Here is an 11,832-nt window from a genome sequence, read left to right as displayed (position 1 = left end):
CGAGCGTGTAGCCCATGGACGCACTGCGCAAAGCCCTCGGCGCGCTCTCACTGGCCTACGCGCTGATCTTCGCCGGGTCCGCGCTGCTGCACTCGGGCATCACGGTCGGCCCGCTGTCCCAGCCGGTCGTGCCGCCCGCGGTGGTGGTGGAGACGTTGTGCGCCCTGGGCCTGCTCGCCGGCGGCCACGGCGCGCTGACCCGCCGCCGGTGGGCCTGGGACGGCCTGGTCTACACCCACGCGGGGGCCCTGGGTGGTGTGCTGATCGGCATCCTGGCGCTGGCCCTGCACCCGGCGGCGGCCACGGCCCTGAGCACCTGGTTCCACGACACGATGGCGGTGCTGCTGGCCGCCGGTCTGGCCGGGGCCTTCTACGCCTCCAGGTCGCGCAGGTGATCGGCCGCCTCGGGCAGCTGGTCCTCGGTGAACACGCGGACGCCGTGCGCTTCGAGCAGGGCGGTGGTCACCCCCTGGCCGGGCACCCGCCGTCCGCCGAACGTGCCGTCGTGAATCGCCAGCGCCCCGCACGAGGGGCTGCCCTCCTTGAGCACGGCCAGCCGGACCCCGGCCGAGCGGGCGGCCGCCAGCGCGGCCCGCGCCCCGGCCACGAACTCGGCCGTCACGTCGGAGCCGTCGCTCGCCAGCACGCGCGCGTCGCCGGAGAGCACCGCCGCCCCGCCCGCGCCGCCCTCGATCTCGGCCGCCGGGCGCGGAACGGGCAGCCCGCCCGTCACCTCGGGGCAGAAGACCACCAGCCGGCCCTCCGCCCGCCAGCCCGCGAGCAGGGCGTCGGCGCTGGTCTTCGCGCCGCCGTCGTAGCGGACCCGGCGGCCCATCAGGCAGGCGCTGACGAGGATTCTCTGCACGTCCCCGATCCTATGAGCGCGATCGGCACCAGCGAGACGGCGGCCAGGACGACCGCGCAGCCGAACGCGTACGCGAACGGCCGCTCCACCCCCGCCCTGGTGAACGTCTGCGCCAGCACGGTCAGCAGCGCGACGCCGAACGGCGCGGCCAGGCGTACCGCGATCGTGCTCAGCGTGGTCGCGGCGGGCAGGGCGGCGCGGTCGAGGGTGGTGAACGCCGCCGCCATCACCGACGTCGACACCAGCCCGTGCCCCAGGCCCAGCACGAACACCGGCACGAACCCGCCGAAGAGCGCGAACGCCGCGATCCCCAGCACGGCGACCACCACCCCCGCCGCGCCGACGCCGCGCGGCCCCCTGCTGTCGGTGAGCCGGCCCGCCAGCGGCATGGTGAGCGCCGCGCCGACGCCCATCGGGGCCAGCAGCAGCCCGGCGTCCAGCGCGCCGCCGCCCTCGGCGAGCTGGCTGTAGAGCGGGACGAGCACGGTGACGCCGAACATCGCCGCCGAGTAGCACGCCATCGCGACCACCGCGCAGGCGAACCGGCGGTCGCCGAACAGCCGCAGGTCCACCAGCCCGCCCGGCCGCCGCCAGGCCCGCACCGCGAACGCGGCCACCAGCGCGAGGCCGCCCCACAACGCGGGATGCAGCGGTGAGGCACCCCCGCCCACCTCGGCCAGCCCGTGGACGAGCGCCGCGAGGCCGGGGGAGAGCAGCGCGAGACCGGCCACGTCGAGCCGCCGCCGGTCCGCGCCCGGCTCGCGCGGCACCAGCGCCAGCGCCGCCACCAGCGCCGCCGCCCCGACCGGCAGGTTCACCAGGAACATCCAGCGCCAGCCGAGCCCCTCCACGAGCGCCCCGCCGAGCACCGGCCCGAGGACGGGCGCCAGCATCGCCGGCACCGAGATCATCGCCATCGCGCGGCCCATGCGCTCCCGTCCGGCGGCCTGGGCCAGCATGGTCTGGCCCACCGGCAGCAGCAGGCCCCCGCCCAGCCCCTGAAGGACGCGGAAGGCGATCAGGCTGCCGACCGACCAGGCGGCGGCGCCGAGCGCGGACCCGGCGGCGAACAGCACGAGCGAGAGCAGCCACACCCGGCGCGCGCCGAAGCGGCCGACCGCCCAGCCGGTGACCGGCACGGTCATCGCCAGGGCCAGCAGGTAGCCGGTGACCACCCACTGCATGGTGGCCGGGGCCGCGCCGAAGTCGCGCGACAGGGTGCCGAGGGCGACGTTGACGATCGTGGTGTCGAGCATCGTCATGACCACGCCGAGCAGGACGACCAGGCCGGTCGTTCGGAAGGAGTTTCGTACGGCGTATCGCATGTCGTACAGCGTATCAGTTTCGTACGGTGTAGCATCGGACGCATGAGTTCCGTCTGGTCGCGTCCGGAGCCACCTCGCCGCCCGGCGCTGACCAGGGAGGCGGTCGTGGCCGCGGCGGTGGCGATCGCCGACGCCGAGGGGCTGGGCGCGGTGTCGATCCGCCGGGTCGCCGCCGAGCTGGGCGCGCGCACGATGACGCTGTACTCCTACATCGAGCGCAAGGAGGACCTGCTCGCCCTGATGGCCGACGAGATCGCGGCCGAGGTGCTGGTCGAGGAGCCGCTGCCGGAAGACTGGCGGGCGGCGCTGCTGCTGCTGGCCGGACGCGAGCGCGAGGTCGTGCGCCGCCACCCCTGGCGGGTCGAGCTGATCTCGCAGCGCGTCGCCGTCGGGCCCAACGGGCTGCGGCACGTCGAGCAGAAGTTGTCGGCCTTCGACGGGCTCGGGGTCGACCGGCTGCGGGCCTGGCGCTATCTGGCGGCGTTCAACGACTACATGACGGGGTTCGTGGTCAGGGAGGCGCTGGAGCGGGGGCAGCCCCGGGAGGGCGGCGTCAACGAGGCCGAGCGGGCGGCCGTGGCCGAGCCGTACATCAGGGAGCTGATCGAGGGCGGCGAGTTCCCCAGGCTGGCGCCGATGATCGAGCAGGGTGTGGCCGGGGCCGACGACAATTTCCGGCGCGGCCTGTCATGGGTGCTGGACGGAATCGAGGGCGACCTGCACGGGCGCTAACCTGTGTCCCGATGAACACCACCGTCGCCACGATCGTCATCGTCGGCTCACTGCTGCTCATGCTGGCGAGCCTGGTCGTCGCCGTCCGCGATCGGCCCATGGGCATGGTCCTGCTGGTCGGCTTCGCCGTGCTGGAAGTGGCGATCCTGGTGCAGGCCGGGTTCGTGATCGCGGCGGTGAGCGGCGGCGAGGGGCCGCCGGAGAAGGCCACGCTGTTCGGGTACATCGGCGGCCAGGTGCTCATCCCGCCCGCCGGGGTGTTCCTCGCGCTGGCCGAGCGCAGCCGGTGGGGCACCGCGATCCTGGTCGTGGCCGGGTTCGCGATCGCGGTGATGACCGCGCGGCTGCTGCAGGTCTGGCAGGGCGTGGCGTGAGCGCCCCGATCGGCACCGGCCCCGGGCGCGCGCTGGTCGCCGTCTACGGGCTGTTCTCGCTGGCGGCCGGGGCGCGGGCGGCGGTGCAGATCGCCACCAGGTTCGACGAGGCTCCGCTGGCCTACGCGCTGTCGGCCTTCGCCGCGCTGGTCTACGTCGTGCTCACCGTCGCCCTCGTGCGCGGCGCCCGCCGTCTCGCGCTCGGCGCGCTCGTCATCGAGCTGGCCGGCGTGCTGCTGATCGGCACCGCGAGCGTGGCCGACCCGGCGGCCTTCCCCGACGCCACGGTGTGGTCGTCGTACGGCAAGGGCTACCTGTTCATCCCCCTCGTGCTGCCCTTCGTGGGTCTCTACTGGCTGCTGCGCAGGCGTTAACGCCGGGCGTGCGCGGGCAGGGACAGACCCCATGAGCACGATCGAGCACTCAGTAGACGTCAACGTCCCGATCCGCGTGGCCTACAACCAGTGGACCCAGTTCGAGAGCTTCCCCGAGTTCATGGAGGGCGTGGAGTCCGTCAAGCAGATCTCCGACACGCTCACCGAGTGGGTGGTCGAGATCGCCGGGGTCCGCCGCGAGTTCCAGGCCGAGATCACCGAGCAGCACCCCGACGAGCGCGTCGCCTGGCGCGGCACGGACTCGCCGCACCACGCGGGTGTCGTCACCTTCCACCGCATCGACGCCGACACCACCAAGGTCACCCTCCAGATGGAGTACGACCCCGAGGGCGTCGTCGAGACCGTCGGCGACGCGCTGCAGATCGTCCGGCTGCGCATCAGGAACGACATGGAGCGGTTCAAGTCGTTCATCGAGTCGCGCGGCGGCGAGACGGGCGGCTGGCGCGGCGACGTCCCCGGCGCCCACCAGCACCAGCACGAGCACGGCTCCACGTACGGCGACAGCGGCGCGCCGGTCCCGCCCGGCACCGTCGGCGGCGGCGACTACCCGCCGAGCGGCACCCTGCCGCCTCCCGGCCCCGTTCCCCCGCGCAACCAGCCCCCGGAGGGCCCGAGCCCGGTCCTGTAGGACCGGATCTCCCCTGAGAATCTCAGCCCCCGCCCCGGGGGCTTTCTCATGTCCAGGAATAAAGGGACATTTCGGTCCTGTTAAGGTGGTGATTCGTCCCATGATTTGATGAGTGGAGGACCTGACCAGCATGAGCGTGCTAGCCCAAGAGGCCCGTGGCAGAACAGGCAGAACGGCCCCCCTGGCCTGGCTTCTCGTGCTGGGCATCGTTCTGGCGGCGTTGAACCTGCGCACGGCCGTCACCAGCGTCGGGCCGCTGCTCGACCAGCTCGCCGGGGCGCTCGGCATGAGCAGCGTCGGCACCGGCCTGCTCACCACGCTGCCCGTGCTGGCCTTCGCCGGCGTCGGCGCGATCACCCCCACGCTGGCCCGCCGGATCGGCGAGCACCGGCTGCTGCTGCTCGCGCTGGTCACCCTCGGCTCGGGCATGCTGGTCAGGTCGCTGGTCGGGACGGCCCCGGTGTTCCTGCTGAGCAGCGCGGTCGCGCTGTCCGGCGGCGCCGTCGGCAACGTGCTCATCCCGACGCTGATCAAGCGTCACTTCCCCGGGCGTACCGGGATCATGACCACCGTCTACACCACGGCCCTGGCGGCGGGCACCATGCTGGCCGCCGCCGCGACCGTGCCGATCGAGCGCGCGTCGGGGGACTGGCACATCGCGCTGGGCGTGTGGGCGGCCCTGGCCGCCGTGGCCGCCATTCCGTGGCTTGCGCTGCTGCGCAGTGAGCCGGAGCGGGACACGGGCAGCCGGGACGCGGGCATCTCGACCCTGCTCAGGAGCAGGCTCGCCTGGATGGTGGCGATCTACTTCGGCACCCAGTCGATGATCGCCTACATCATGTTCGGGTGGCTGGCCACGATCCTCACCGACGGGGGATACACCTCCTCGCAGGCCGGGATCATGCTCGGCGTGTTCACCGCCCTGAACATCCCGGTCTCGATCCTGGTGCCGACGATCGCCGCGCGCTTCCGCGACCAGCGGCCGGTCGTCGTGGGGCTGGTCGTGGCCTACACGATCGGCTTCCTCGGGCTGTGGTTCGCGCCCGCCTCTACCGCCATGGTCTGGGTGGTGTTCGTGGCGGTCGGCATGGGGTCGTTCCCGCTGGCGCTGGTGATGCTGGGGCTGCGCACCCGTACGCCGGAGAGCACGGCCGCGCTGTCGGCCTTCGGGCAGAGCGCCGGATATCTCATCGCCGGCGCCGGCCCGCTGCTGGTCGGGGTGATCTACCAGATGACCGGCGGCTGGGCGCTGACGTACGTGCTGATCTTCGCCGTGATCGCCGTCCAGCTCGCCACCGGCCTGTACGCCGGCCGCGACCGCTATCTGGAGGACGAGCGGCGCCCTGCCACAATGACCAGGTGAGATCCACTGTCGTCACCTTCCCCAACGGCCGGGTCAGCGGCCGTTCCCCGATTGTCGGGGCCGTGCCGGTGGGGGACCGGCACGGCCTCGTCACCGCCGAGACGCCGTTCCACCCCCTCGACCACACCTGGCCCGACCAGCCCGCAGACCGGGGGACGATCGGCGAGCTGCCGGTCCTCGACTGCGTGACAGGGGCCCAGTCGAACGACGGTGAGATCTTCGTCGGCGAGTCCGTCCCGGTCCGGCGGGGCGCCGAGGGCTGGGAGTGGCTGGTCGTCCACGTCACCGACACCCCGCTGCCCGTCGGCGCCGAGGTGGCCCTGGAGGTGGACGCCGGATACCGGGCGGCGCTCTCGGCCGGCCACACCGCCTGCCACCTGGCCGCGCTGGCGCTCAACGCGGCGCTGGCGGACCGGTGGCGCAAGGAGGTGCGGCAGGACCGGCTCGGCCACCCCGACTTCGACCAGACGGCGATCACCTCCTCGCGCATCGTGCCGCACGGCAGCGTGGACGAATACCGCCTCGGCAAGTCGCTGCGCAAGAAGGGCTTCGCCGCCGACGACCTGGACCTGACCGAGCTGGCCCAGCGGGTGAACGAGCAGCTCAGGACGTGGGTGGCGGCCCGCGCGCCGGTCCGGCTCGACGTGCCGGGGCCCGGTCTGACCGCGTTGCGCACCTGGCACTGCTCGCTGCCCGAGGGCGAGGCGTCGATCCCGTGCGGCGGCACGCACGTGCGCGACACGGCGGAGCTGGGCACGGTCGAGGTCGCGTTCACCCTGGAGGAAGCCGCCCTCACCATGCGCACCACCTGCGGCTAGCGGGCCCTTGCTCCGGGGCCCCTCAGGCTCTGGCGGCCAGGAAGGCGAGCACCCGGCGCCACGCGTCCGCGCAGATCGCCTCGTGCTCGCCGTGGGCCTCGTCGAAGAAGCCGTGCGGGGCGCCCGGGTAGACGACGATCTCGTGCTCCACCCCGGCCCCGGTCAGCGCGGCCCCGAACTCCGTCACCTGCTCGGCCGGGATGCCCTCGTCGGCTCCGCCGAACAGGCCGAGGATCGGCGCGCCCAGCTCGGCGGCGTGCTGGGTGGGGCCGGGGCCGTACGGGCCGGCGATCCCCGGCGCGCCGTAGAACCCGATCACGCCGGCGAACCCGAACCTGGGCGCCGAGGCGAAGAACGCGTTCCGGCCGCCCATGCAGAAGCCGAGCGCCACCGCCGGCCGTCCCAGGTGCTCGGTGGCGGCCTGGATGTCGGCCTGGATGTTCTCCCTGGTCAGCTTGGGGATGTGGGCCATGACCTGGAACGACTCGCCCCGGTCGGCGTCGGTGGCGGTCCTGCCGTAGTAGTCGAGGGCGAGCGCCGGATGACCCTGCTCGGCCAGCCGTACGGTGAGCTGCTTGTAGAAGCCGTGCAGGCCGCGGACGTCGGGCAGGATCACGACGCCTGGCCCGCTCACCTGGTCGGGACGGGACTCGTAGGCGGCGAACGTCGTGCCGTCGGAGGAGGTCAGGCGCAGGTCGGCGGAGCGGGTGCCGGTGGTCGGGGGCTGCGGGCGCGGTGGTGTGGCGTCGTTGTCGTAGCACATGGTGCCGGGAAACTACCAAAGCTGGATTGATAAAGCTAGTCTTGGTTTTGTGCTCGCCAAGGAACTGCGGATCTCGGTCGGGCGGCTCGCCCGCCGCATCCGGCAGCTTTACACCAACGCCTCGGGCGACGACGTGTCGTTCACCGAGCTCGCCGTGCTCTCCCGCCTCGACCGGGACGGGCCGCACACCTCGGCCCAGCTCGCGCACCTGGAACGCATCACCGCCCAGGCGATCGGCACCGTCCTGGGCGGCCTCCACCAGCGCGGCATGGTGGCCCGCGAGCCCGACCCGGCCGACCGGCGGCGGGTGATCACCGCCATCACCGGCTCCGGCCGCGCCGCGCTGGTCAGCCGCGAACAGGTGATCACCGAACGCCTGGCCGCGGCCGTCGACTCCCTCACCCCCGACGAACGCGAACGCCTCGCCGCGGCCCTGCCCGTCCTCGCCGACCTGGCCGAACGGCTCTGAGGCGTCAGCATGTGTTGACAAGCGGCCCTCTGTCAGCACATGCTGACACCATGGACGTCACCGAACTGGCCGGGGCGGCAGCCGACCGCGACCCCGGAACGGGCCTGGCGGCGGTGGCCGCGCTCAGGGCCCTGCTGGAGGAGCTGGAGGCCGTCCACGTCGGCAACGCCCGCGCGGCGGGGTGGTCGTGGGAGCAGATCGCCGGCGCGCTCGGGGTCCGGCGGCAGTCCGCCCATCGCAAGCACGCCCGCAGAACGGGGAGGTAGCAGGTGTTCGACAGGTTCACAGAAGGCGCCCGCCGGGCGGTGGTCCGGGCCGGGATCCTCGCGCTCGACGCCCACCGCGCCACGCTTGACGCCGACCTCCTGCTGCTGGGCGTGGCCGAGGTGCGGCCGTTCTCGCTGTCGTCGTTCACCGCCTCCGGCGCCGGCCTGCGCGCGCGCATCGACCTGGGCGACGCGCGTGCGCTGCTGGCCACGCTCGGCATCGACCTCGACGAGGTGCACCGCCGTACCAGAGCCGGGACGGACGCGCCTGACCGGTGGGTGCTGCGCCGGTCCAGGCTGCGCCCGTTGCGCGTGACCCTGGACGGGCCGCTGGGCGGGATCCCGCTGGCCATGCACGCCAGGAAGGTGATCGAGGTGGCGATGTGGAAGCCGGGGCCGGTGACCGGCGAACGGCTGCTGTGGGGCCTGCTCGCCGACGGCGCGAACGGCGCCGGCCGGCTGCTCGGCGAGGCCGGGGTCGACGTGGCCGCGCTGGTCCGGGAGGCGGGCATCCCGTCCCGCCGCGCCGCCTGACGTAACGCCGTCCAGGGCGGGTCGGAGAGCTCCTCCGGCCCGCCGGGGATGCGCGATCCGGCGTGACGCGAGGGGTCCGGAAGTCCGATACACTTGGTGATCGCAAGGGGCTATGGCGCAGTTGGTAGCGCGCCTCCATGGCATGGAGGAGGTCTGGGGTTCGAATCCCCATAGCTCCACAGAAGAGAAGGTGGCGTCCGTAAGGGCGCCACCTTTTTTCGTGCCCGCGCCAGGCCCTTTTCGTGCCCGCGCCAGGCCGTGTCAATACCTCTCAGGTCGCCTCTTGTCCGGACCTGGGGGAGACGCGGGCGGCCGGCCCGGGACGGGATCGTCGGGGGCATGCGACTTCAACGACTGCAGATCTCGGCGCTGTCCGTCCTCGCGCTCGTCGTGGCGCTCGCGCTCGCGCCGCTGCCAGGGTTGCCGTACACCATGGGGTTCGCGCCGCACTGGGTGACCGTCCTGGCCGCCGTGCTGGGGGCGGTCTTCGTGGTGCGGCCGCATCCGGCGGGGCTGCTGCCCGTCCTGCTGCTGCTGTGGTCGGCGGGCGGGCTCGTGCTCGACGTCTTCCGCGCCTTCTTCGCGCTCACCGGGATCCCCGCCGGGGAGTTCGCGCAGGTCGACTGGCCCGGGATGGCGCTGCGCGGGCTCAGCCTGGCGGGCTGCGCGCTGCTGGGGGCGCTGCTGCTGCCGCGCGTCAGGGTGCCCGGCGGGCCCTGGCTCGGGTACGCCGCGTTCGCCATCGGGTTCGTCTACCCCCTGGCCAAGCTCTACTGGTCGGCGGGCGGCACCCTGCTGCGCCCCGCGGACTACGGCGAGGGCTTCCCGTACGGCGAGACGATCATGCTGGTCATCGGGGCGGTGGGCTCGCTGGCCCTCGTGCAGAGGTGGGGACGCTCGCTGCCGCGGCGGCTGGTGCTGGCCGGCGGTTGGACGGGCGCCGCCATGTTGACCACTATGGGAGCCATGTCCGTTCTCGGCACGTTCTCCCAGCTCCTCGGCCTCACCCGGGGGCCCGTGCCGCTGTCCGATCCGGCCGCGGTGGCGGCGGTCGCGGTCGTGTACGGGAGCTGGCTGCTGTTCGGGCTGGCGGTCGCCGGGGCCACCCTCTCCTACCAGCGCACGACGGCGTGCTGACGCCCCGCCGCGCCGACGTGGTCCTGGCCCTGGTCGCCGGGGTGACACTGGTCCCGCTCTCCCTGACGGTGGCGGTGTTGTCGGCGCCCGGCGTGCGGGCGGTCCTGCTGGCGGGGGCCTGCCTGGTGGCGCACGCGGCCGTGGCCTACCGGCGGCGGACGTGGGCGTTCCTCGTGGTCGCCGCGGCCTTCGCCGTCCAGGTCGCGGTGACCGGGTTGTTCCTCGTGCTGCCGTCGGCGGCGCTGTTCCCGCTCGCGGTCTACTCCTGCGCCGCCCACGCCCGGCGCCATCCGCCGCTGCTGGTCGGCCTGGCGGGCGCGGGGGTGGCGGCGGCCAGGTTCGCGACCGACTCCAGCGTCGCGGCGGCCGGGCTCGGCCCGGATCCGTGGCTGCTGCTCGGGCTGCTGGCCGCGGTGGTGGTCGCGGCGTGGGGGCTCGGCCTGTACCGGCGGACCCAGCTCGCCCACCTCGACCTGCTGCGGGAGCGGGCCGGCGAGGCCGCGGCGCGGGCCACCGCCGAGGAACGGGCGCGGATCGCCAGGGAGATGCACGACGTGGTCGCCCACGCGCTGGCCGTCATCGTCGCCCAGGCCAGGGGCGGCCGGTTCGCGCCCGCGCGGGCGGCCGAGATCCTGGCCACGATCGAGGAGACGGGCCGCGCGGCTCTCACGGACATGCGGGCCGCCGTCGGCGTGCTGCGCGCCACGCCAGGGGACGGGCCGCCGCCCGGACTGACCGGCCTGCCGGACCTGGTGGCGCGGACCCGGGACGCCGGGCTGCCCGTCGAGGAGATCGTGTGCGGCACGCCGCGCCCCCTCGGGCCGGGGGCCGATCTCGTCGCGTACCGCGTGGTGCAGGAGGCGCTGACGAACACACTCAAGCACGCGGGCACGGGCGCGCGCAGCACCCTCCGGCTGGACTGGACGGACGAGGCCCTGCGCATCACCGCCGGCGACGCGGGCGGCACCGCCTCTGCTGGAATGCGCGATGACGGGCCGGGGAACGGGCTGGCGGGCATGCGCGAGCGGGTGACCGCGCTGGGCGGGACCCTGGACGTCCGGACGGAGGAGGAAGGCGGGTTCGTCGTCGAGGCCCGCCTTCCGTACCCGGCATGACCATCGGCGTGTACGTCGTCGACGACCAGCGGCTGGTGCGTACCGGCACGGTCATGGTGATCGACGCCCAGGACGACATGCGCGTGGTGGGGGAGGCCGGCGACGGGGTGGAGGCACTGGCCGGTCTGCGCGCGGTGACGGCGGACGTGGTGCTCATGGACGTCCGCATGCCGCGCATGGACGGCGTCGAGGCGACCCGGCGGCTGCTGACGGCCCCCGGCGCGCCCAAGGTGATCGTCCTGACCACCTTCGACCTGGACGAGTACGCCTTCGCCGCGCTGCGGGCCGGTGCGTCGGGGTTCCTGCTCAAGGACGCCCCCGCCGAGGAGCTGCTGGCCGCGGTGCGGACCGTCCACCGGGGGGACGCGGTGATCGCCCCCTCGACCACCCGCCGCCTGCTCGACCACGTCGCGCCGCAGCTGCCGGACGCCGGGCCCGACCCGCTGACCGACCGGGAGCGGGAGGTGTTGCGGCACATCGCCTGGGGCGAGACGAACGCCGAGATCGCGGGCTCCCTGTTCCTGTCGGAGGGCACCGTCAAGACCCATGTCGGCCGCATCCTGGCCAAACTCGGGCTGCGCGACCGGGTCCAGGCGGTCATCTGGGCCTACGAGCACGGCCTGAACCGCCGCCCCTGAGCAGGCCGTCAGACGGCGGCCGGGGCGGTGCCGGAACGGCGGGTCAGGGCCCAGGCCGACAGCAGATGGACGGCGGCGCCGATCGCGCCGCCCACCGCCATGCCGGGCAGGCCCTGCGCGAGCCCGATCGCGACGTCGGCCGCCTGCACCGCCCCGGCCGCGACGAGCAGCGGCACCAGCGCCGGCCTGCCCTTCGCCGTCATCGACCACAGCAGGGCGGCGCCGAGGGGGAGGGCGCGCGCGGCGTAGGCCTGGGCGTACAGGGAGACGCCGCCGGAGACCTCGGCGCCGGTGGGCAGGATGATCCCGGGGTCGGCGAGGGCGAGCACGCCGGAGACCATGGCGCCGGCGGCGGCCAGGACGTTGAGGACGATCAGCGACTTGCGCACAACACTTCTCCACTCGAATCG

General features: G+C 73.9%; 17 protein-coding genes and 1 tRNA gene. 14 read left to right on the top strand and 4 right to left on the bottom strand.

Features of this window, described 5'->3' with window-relative positions; all coding sequences use genetic code 11:
* The first annotated feature begins 14 nt into the window (after positions 1–14).
* A complete protein-coding gene (locus ABZ444_RS21870; RefSeq protein ID WP_357999681.1) occupies positions 15–395 on the top strand; it encodes a hypothetical protein in 381 nt (126 codons plus the stop codon).
* Here the strand turns inward: ABZ444_RS21870 and ABZ444_RS21865 are convergent.
* Positions 371–865, bottom strand: a complete 495-nt coding sequence (locus tag ABZ444_RS21865; RefSeq protein WP_357999679.1) for a DUF523 domain-containing protein — start codon at positions 863–865, stop codon at positions 371–373. The genes ABZ444_RS21870 and ABZ444_RS21865 overlap by 25 nt on opposite strands.
* Entirely contained in the window at positions 835–2,190 is a 1,356-nt protein-coding gene (locus ABZ444_RS21860) for a DHA2 family efflux MFS transporter permease subunit (protein ID WP_357999676.1), read from the bottom strand. The genes ABZ444_RS21865 and ABZ444_RS21860 overlap by 31 nt, the downstream gene beginning before the upstream one ends.
* 42 nt (positions 2,191–2,232) lie before the next feature.
* On the opposite strand from ABZ444_RS21860, the gene ABZ444_RS21855 reads away from it, so the two are divergent.
* The 6 genes from ABZ444_RS21855 (at position 2,233) to ABZ444_RS21830 (ending at position 6,500) form a co-directional block, all read left to right on the top strand.
* Positions 2,233–2,922, top strand: a complete 690-nt coding sequence (locus tag ABZ444_RS21855; protein ID WP_357999673.1) for a TetR/AcrR family transcriptional regulator C-terminal domain-containing protein — start codon at positions 2,233–2,235, stop codon at positions 2,920–2,922.
* An 11-nt stretch (positions 2,923–2,933) separates the two neighbouring features.
* Positions 2,934–3,296 (top strand): hypothetical protein, encoded by a 363-nt coding sequence (locus tag ABZ444_RS21850; protein ID WP_357999670.1) that lies wholly within the window; start codon positions 2,934–2,936, stop codon positions 3,294–3,296.
* On the top strand, positions 3,293–3,670 hold the full coding sequence (locus ABZ444_RS21845; RefSeq protein ID WP_357999667.1) for a hypothetical protein: 378 nt from the start codon (positions 3,293–3,295) through the stop codon (positions 3,668–3,670). Before ABZ444_RS21850 ends, ABZ444_RS21845 begins: the two co-directional genes overlap by 4 nt.
* 31 nt (positions 3,671–3,701) lie before the next feature.
* Entirely contained in the window at positions 3,702–4,319 is a 618-nt protein-coding gene (locus ABZ444_RS21840) for an SRPBCC family protein (RefSeq protein ID WP_357984730.1), read from the top strand.
* A gap of 196 nt (positions 4,320–4,515) precedes the next feature.
* The gene (locus tag ABZ444_RS21835) at positions 4,516–5,682 is read left to right on the top strand and encodes an MFS transporter (protein ID WP_357999664.1); all 1,167 of its coding nucleotides are present in this window, start codon (positions 4,516–4,518) and stop codon (positions 5,680–5,682) included.
* On the top strand, positions 5,679–6,500 hold the full coding sequence (locus tag ABZ444_RS21830) for a metal-dependent hydrolase (RefSeq protein ID WP_357999661.1): 822 nt from the start codon (positions 5,679–5,681) through the stop codon (positions 6,498–6,500). The genes ABZ444_RS21835 and ABZ444_RS21830 overlap by 4 nt, the downstream gene beginning before the upstream one ends.
* Positions 6,501–6,522: 22 nt before the next feature.
* Here the strand turns inward: ABZ444_RS21830 and ABZ444_RS21825 are convergent, their stop codons facing one another.
* Positions 6,523–7,263: a dienelactone hydrolase family protein gene (locus ABZ444_RS21825; RefSeq protein WP_357999658.1), complete on the bottom strand. Its 741-nt coding sequence runs from the start codon at positions 7,261–7,263 to the stop codon at positions 6,523–6,525.
* A gap of 49 nt (positions 7,264–7,312) precedes the next feature.
* Here ABZ444_RS21825 and ABZ444_RS21820 point away from each other — a divergent pair, with 49 nt between their 5' ends.
* The 7 genes from ABZ444_RS21820 to ABZ444_RS21790 all read left to right on the top strand — a co-directional run bounded on the left by ABZ444_RS21820 (position 7,313) and on the right by ABZ444_RS21790 (position 11,422).
* A complete protein-coding gene (locus tag ABZ444_RS21820; RefSeq protein WP_352357956.1) occupies positions 7,313–7,732 on the top strand; it encodes a MarR family transcriptional regulator in 420 nt (139 codons plus the stop codon).
* Between the two features lie 50 nt (positions 7,733–7,782).
* Complete coding sequence (locus ABZ444_RS21815) at positions 7,783–7,998, top strand: hypothetical protein (protein ID WP_357999655.1); 216 nt, start codon at positions 7,783–7,785, stop codon at positions 7,996–7,998.
* Between the two features lie 3 nt (positions 7,999–8,001).
* On the top strand, positions 8,002–8,532 hold the full coding sequence (locus tag ABZ444_RS21810; protein ID WP_357999652.1) for a Clp protease N-terminal domain-containing protein: 531 nt from the start codon (positions 8,002–8,004) through the stop codon (positions 8,530–8,532).
* Between the two features lie 106 nt (positions 8,533–8,638).
* Positions 8,639–8,711 (top strand) — tRNA-Ala (locus ABZ444_RS21805).
* Positions 8,712–8,871: 160 nt separating this feature from the next.
* Positions 8,872–9,669: a hypothetical protein gene (locus ABZ444_RS21800; RefSeq protein WP_357999649.1), complete on the top strand. Its 798-nt coding sequence runs from the start codon at positions 8,872–8,874 to the stop codon at positions 9,667–9,669.
* Positions 9,663–10,784 carry a histidine kinase gene (locus ABZ444_RS21795; protein ID WP_357999646.1) on the top strand — a complete coding sequence of 374 codons (1,122 nt, stop codon included), beginning with the start codon at positions 9,663–9,665 and terminating at the stop codon, positions 10,782–10,784. Before ABZ444_RS21800 ends, ABZ444_RS21795 begins: the two co-directional genes overlap by 7 nt.
* The gene (locus ABZ444_RS21790; RefSeq protein ID WP_357999644.1) at positions 10,781–11,422 is read left to right on the top strand and encodes a response regulator transcription factor; all 642 of its coding nucleotides are present in this window, start codon (positions 10,781–10,783) and stop codon (positions 11,420–11,422) included. Before ABZ444_RS21795 ends, ABZ444_RS21790 begins: the two co-directional genes overlap by 4 nt.
* Positions 11,423–11,430: 8 nt before the next feature.
* Here ABZ444_RS21790 and ABZ444_RS21785 read toward each other — a convergent pair whose 3' ends face one another.
* Positions 11,431–11,811, bottom strand: coding sequence for a hypothetical protein (locus ABZ444_RS21785; RefSeq protein WP_357999641.1), 381 nt, complete (start codon positions 11,809–11,811; stop codon positions 11,431–11,433).
* Between the last annotated feature and the right edge of the window lie 21 nt (positions 11,812–11,832).

Source organism: Nonomuraea sp. NPDC005730, assembly GCF_040630865.1.
Taxonomy (GTDB): Bacteria; Actinomycetota; Actinomycetes; order Streptosporangiales; family Streptosporangiaceae; genus Nonomuraea.
Note: the sequence above shows the minus strand (reverse complement) of the source record. Positions and strands in the feature narration are given on the sequence as shown.

Excerpts from the sequence above, each read along its gene's own strand:
- ABZ444_RS21850 (WP_357999670.1), top strand. The coding sequence starts at position 2,934 with ATGAACACCACCGTCGCCACGATCGTCATCGTCGGCTCACTGCTGCTC.
- ABZ444_RS21790 (WP_357999644.1), top strand. The coding sequence starts at position 10,781 with ATGACCATCGGCGTGTACGTCGTCGACGACCAGCGGCTGGTGCGTACC.
- ABZ444_RS21815 (WP_357999655.1), top strand. The coding sequence starts at position 7,783 with ATGGACGTCACCGAACTGGCCGGGGCGGCAGCCGACCGCGACCCCGGA.
- ABZ444_RS21870 (WP_357999681.1), top strand. The coding sequence starts at position 15 with ATGGACGCACTGCGCAAAGCCCTCGGCGCGCTCTCACTGGCCTACGCG.
- ABZ444_RS21855 (WP_357999673.1), top strand. The coding sequence starts at position 2,233 with ATGAGTTCCGTCTGGTCGCGTCCGGAGCCACCTCGCCGCCCGGCGCTG.
- ABZ444_RS21840 (WP_357984730.1), top strand. The coding sequence starts at position 3,702 with ATGAGCACGATCGAGCACTCAGTAGACGTCAACGTCCCGATCCGCGTG.
- ABZ444_RS21800 (WP_357999649.1), top strand. The coding sequence starts at position 8,872 with ATGCGACTTCAACGACTGCAGATCTCGGCGCTGTCCGTCCTCGCGCTC.
- ABZ444_RS21825 (WP_357999658.1), bottom strand. The coding sequence starts at position 7,263 with ATGTGCTACGACAACGACGCCACACCACCGCGCCCGCAGCCCCCGACC.
- ABZ444_RS21860 (WP_357999676.1), bottom strand. The coding sequence starts at position 2,190 with ATGCGATACGCCGTACGAAACTCCTTCCGAACGACCGGCCTGGTCGTC.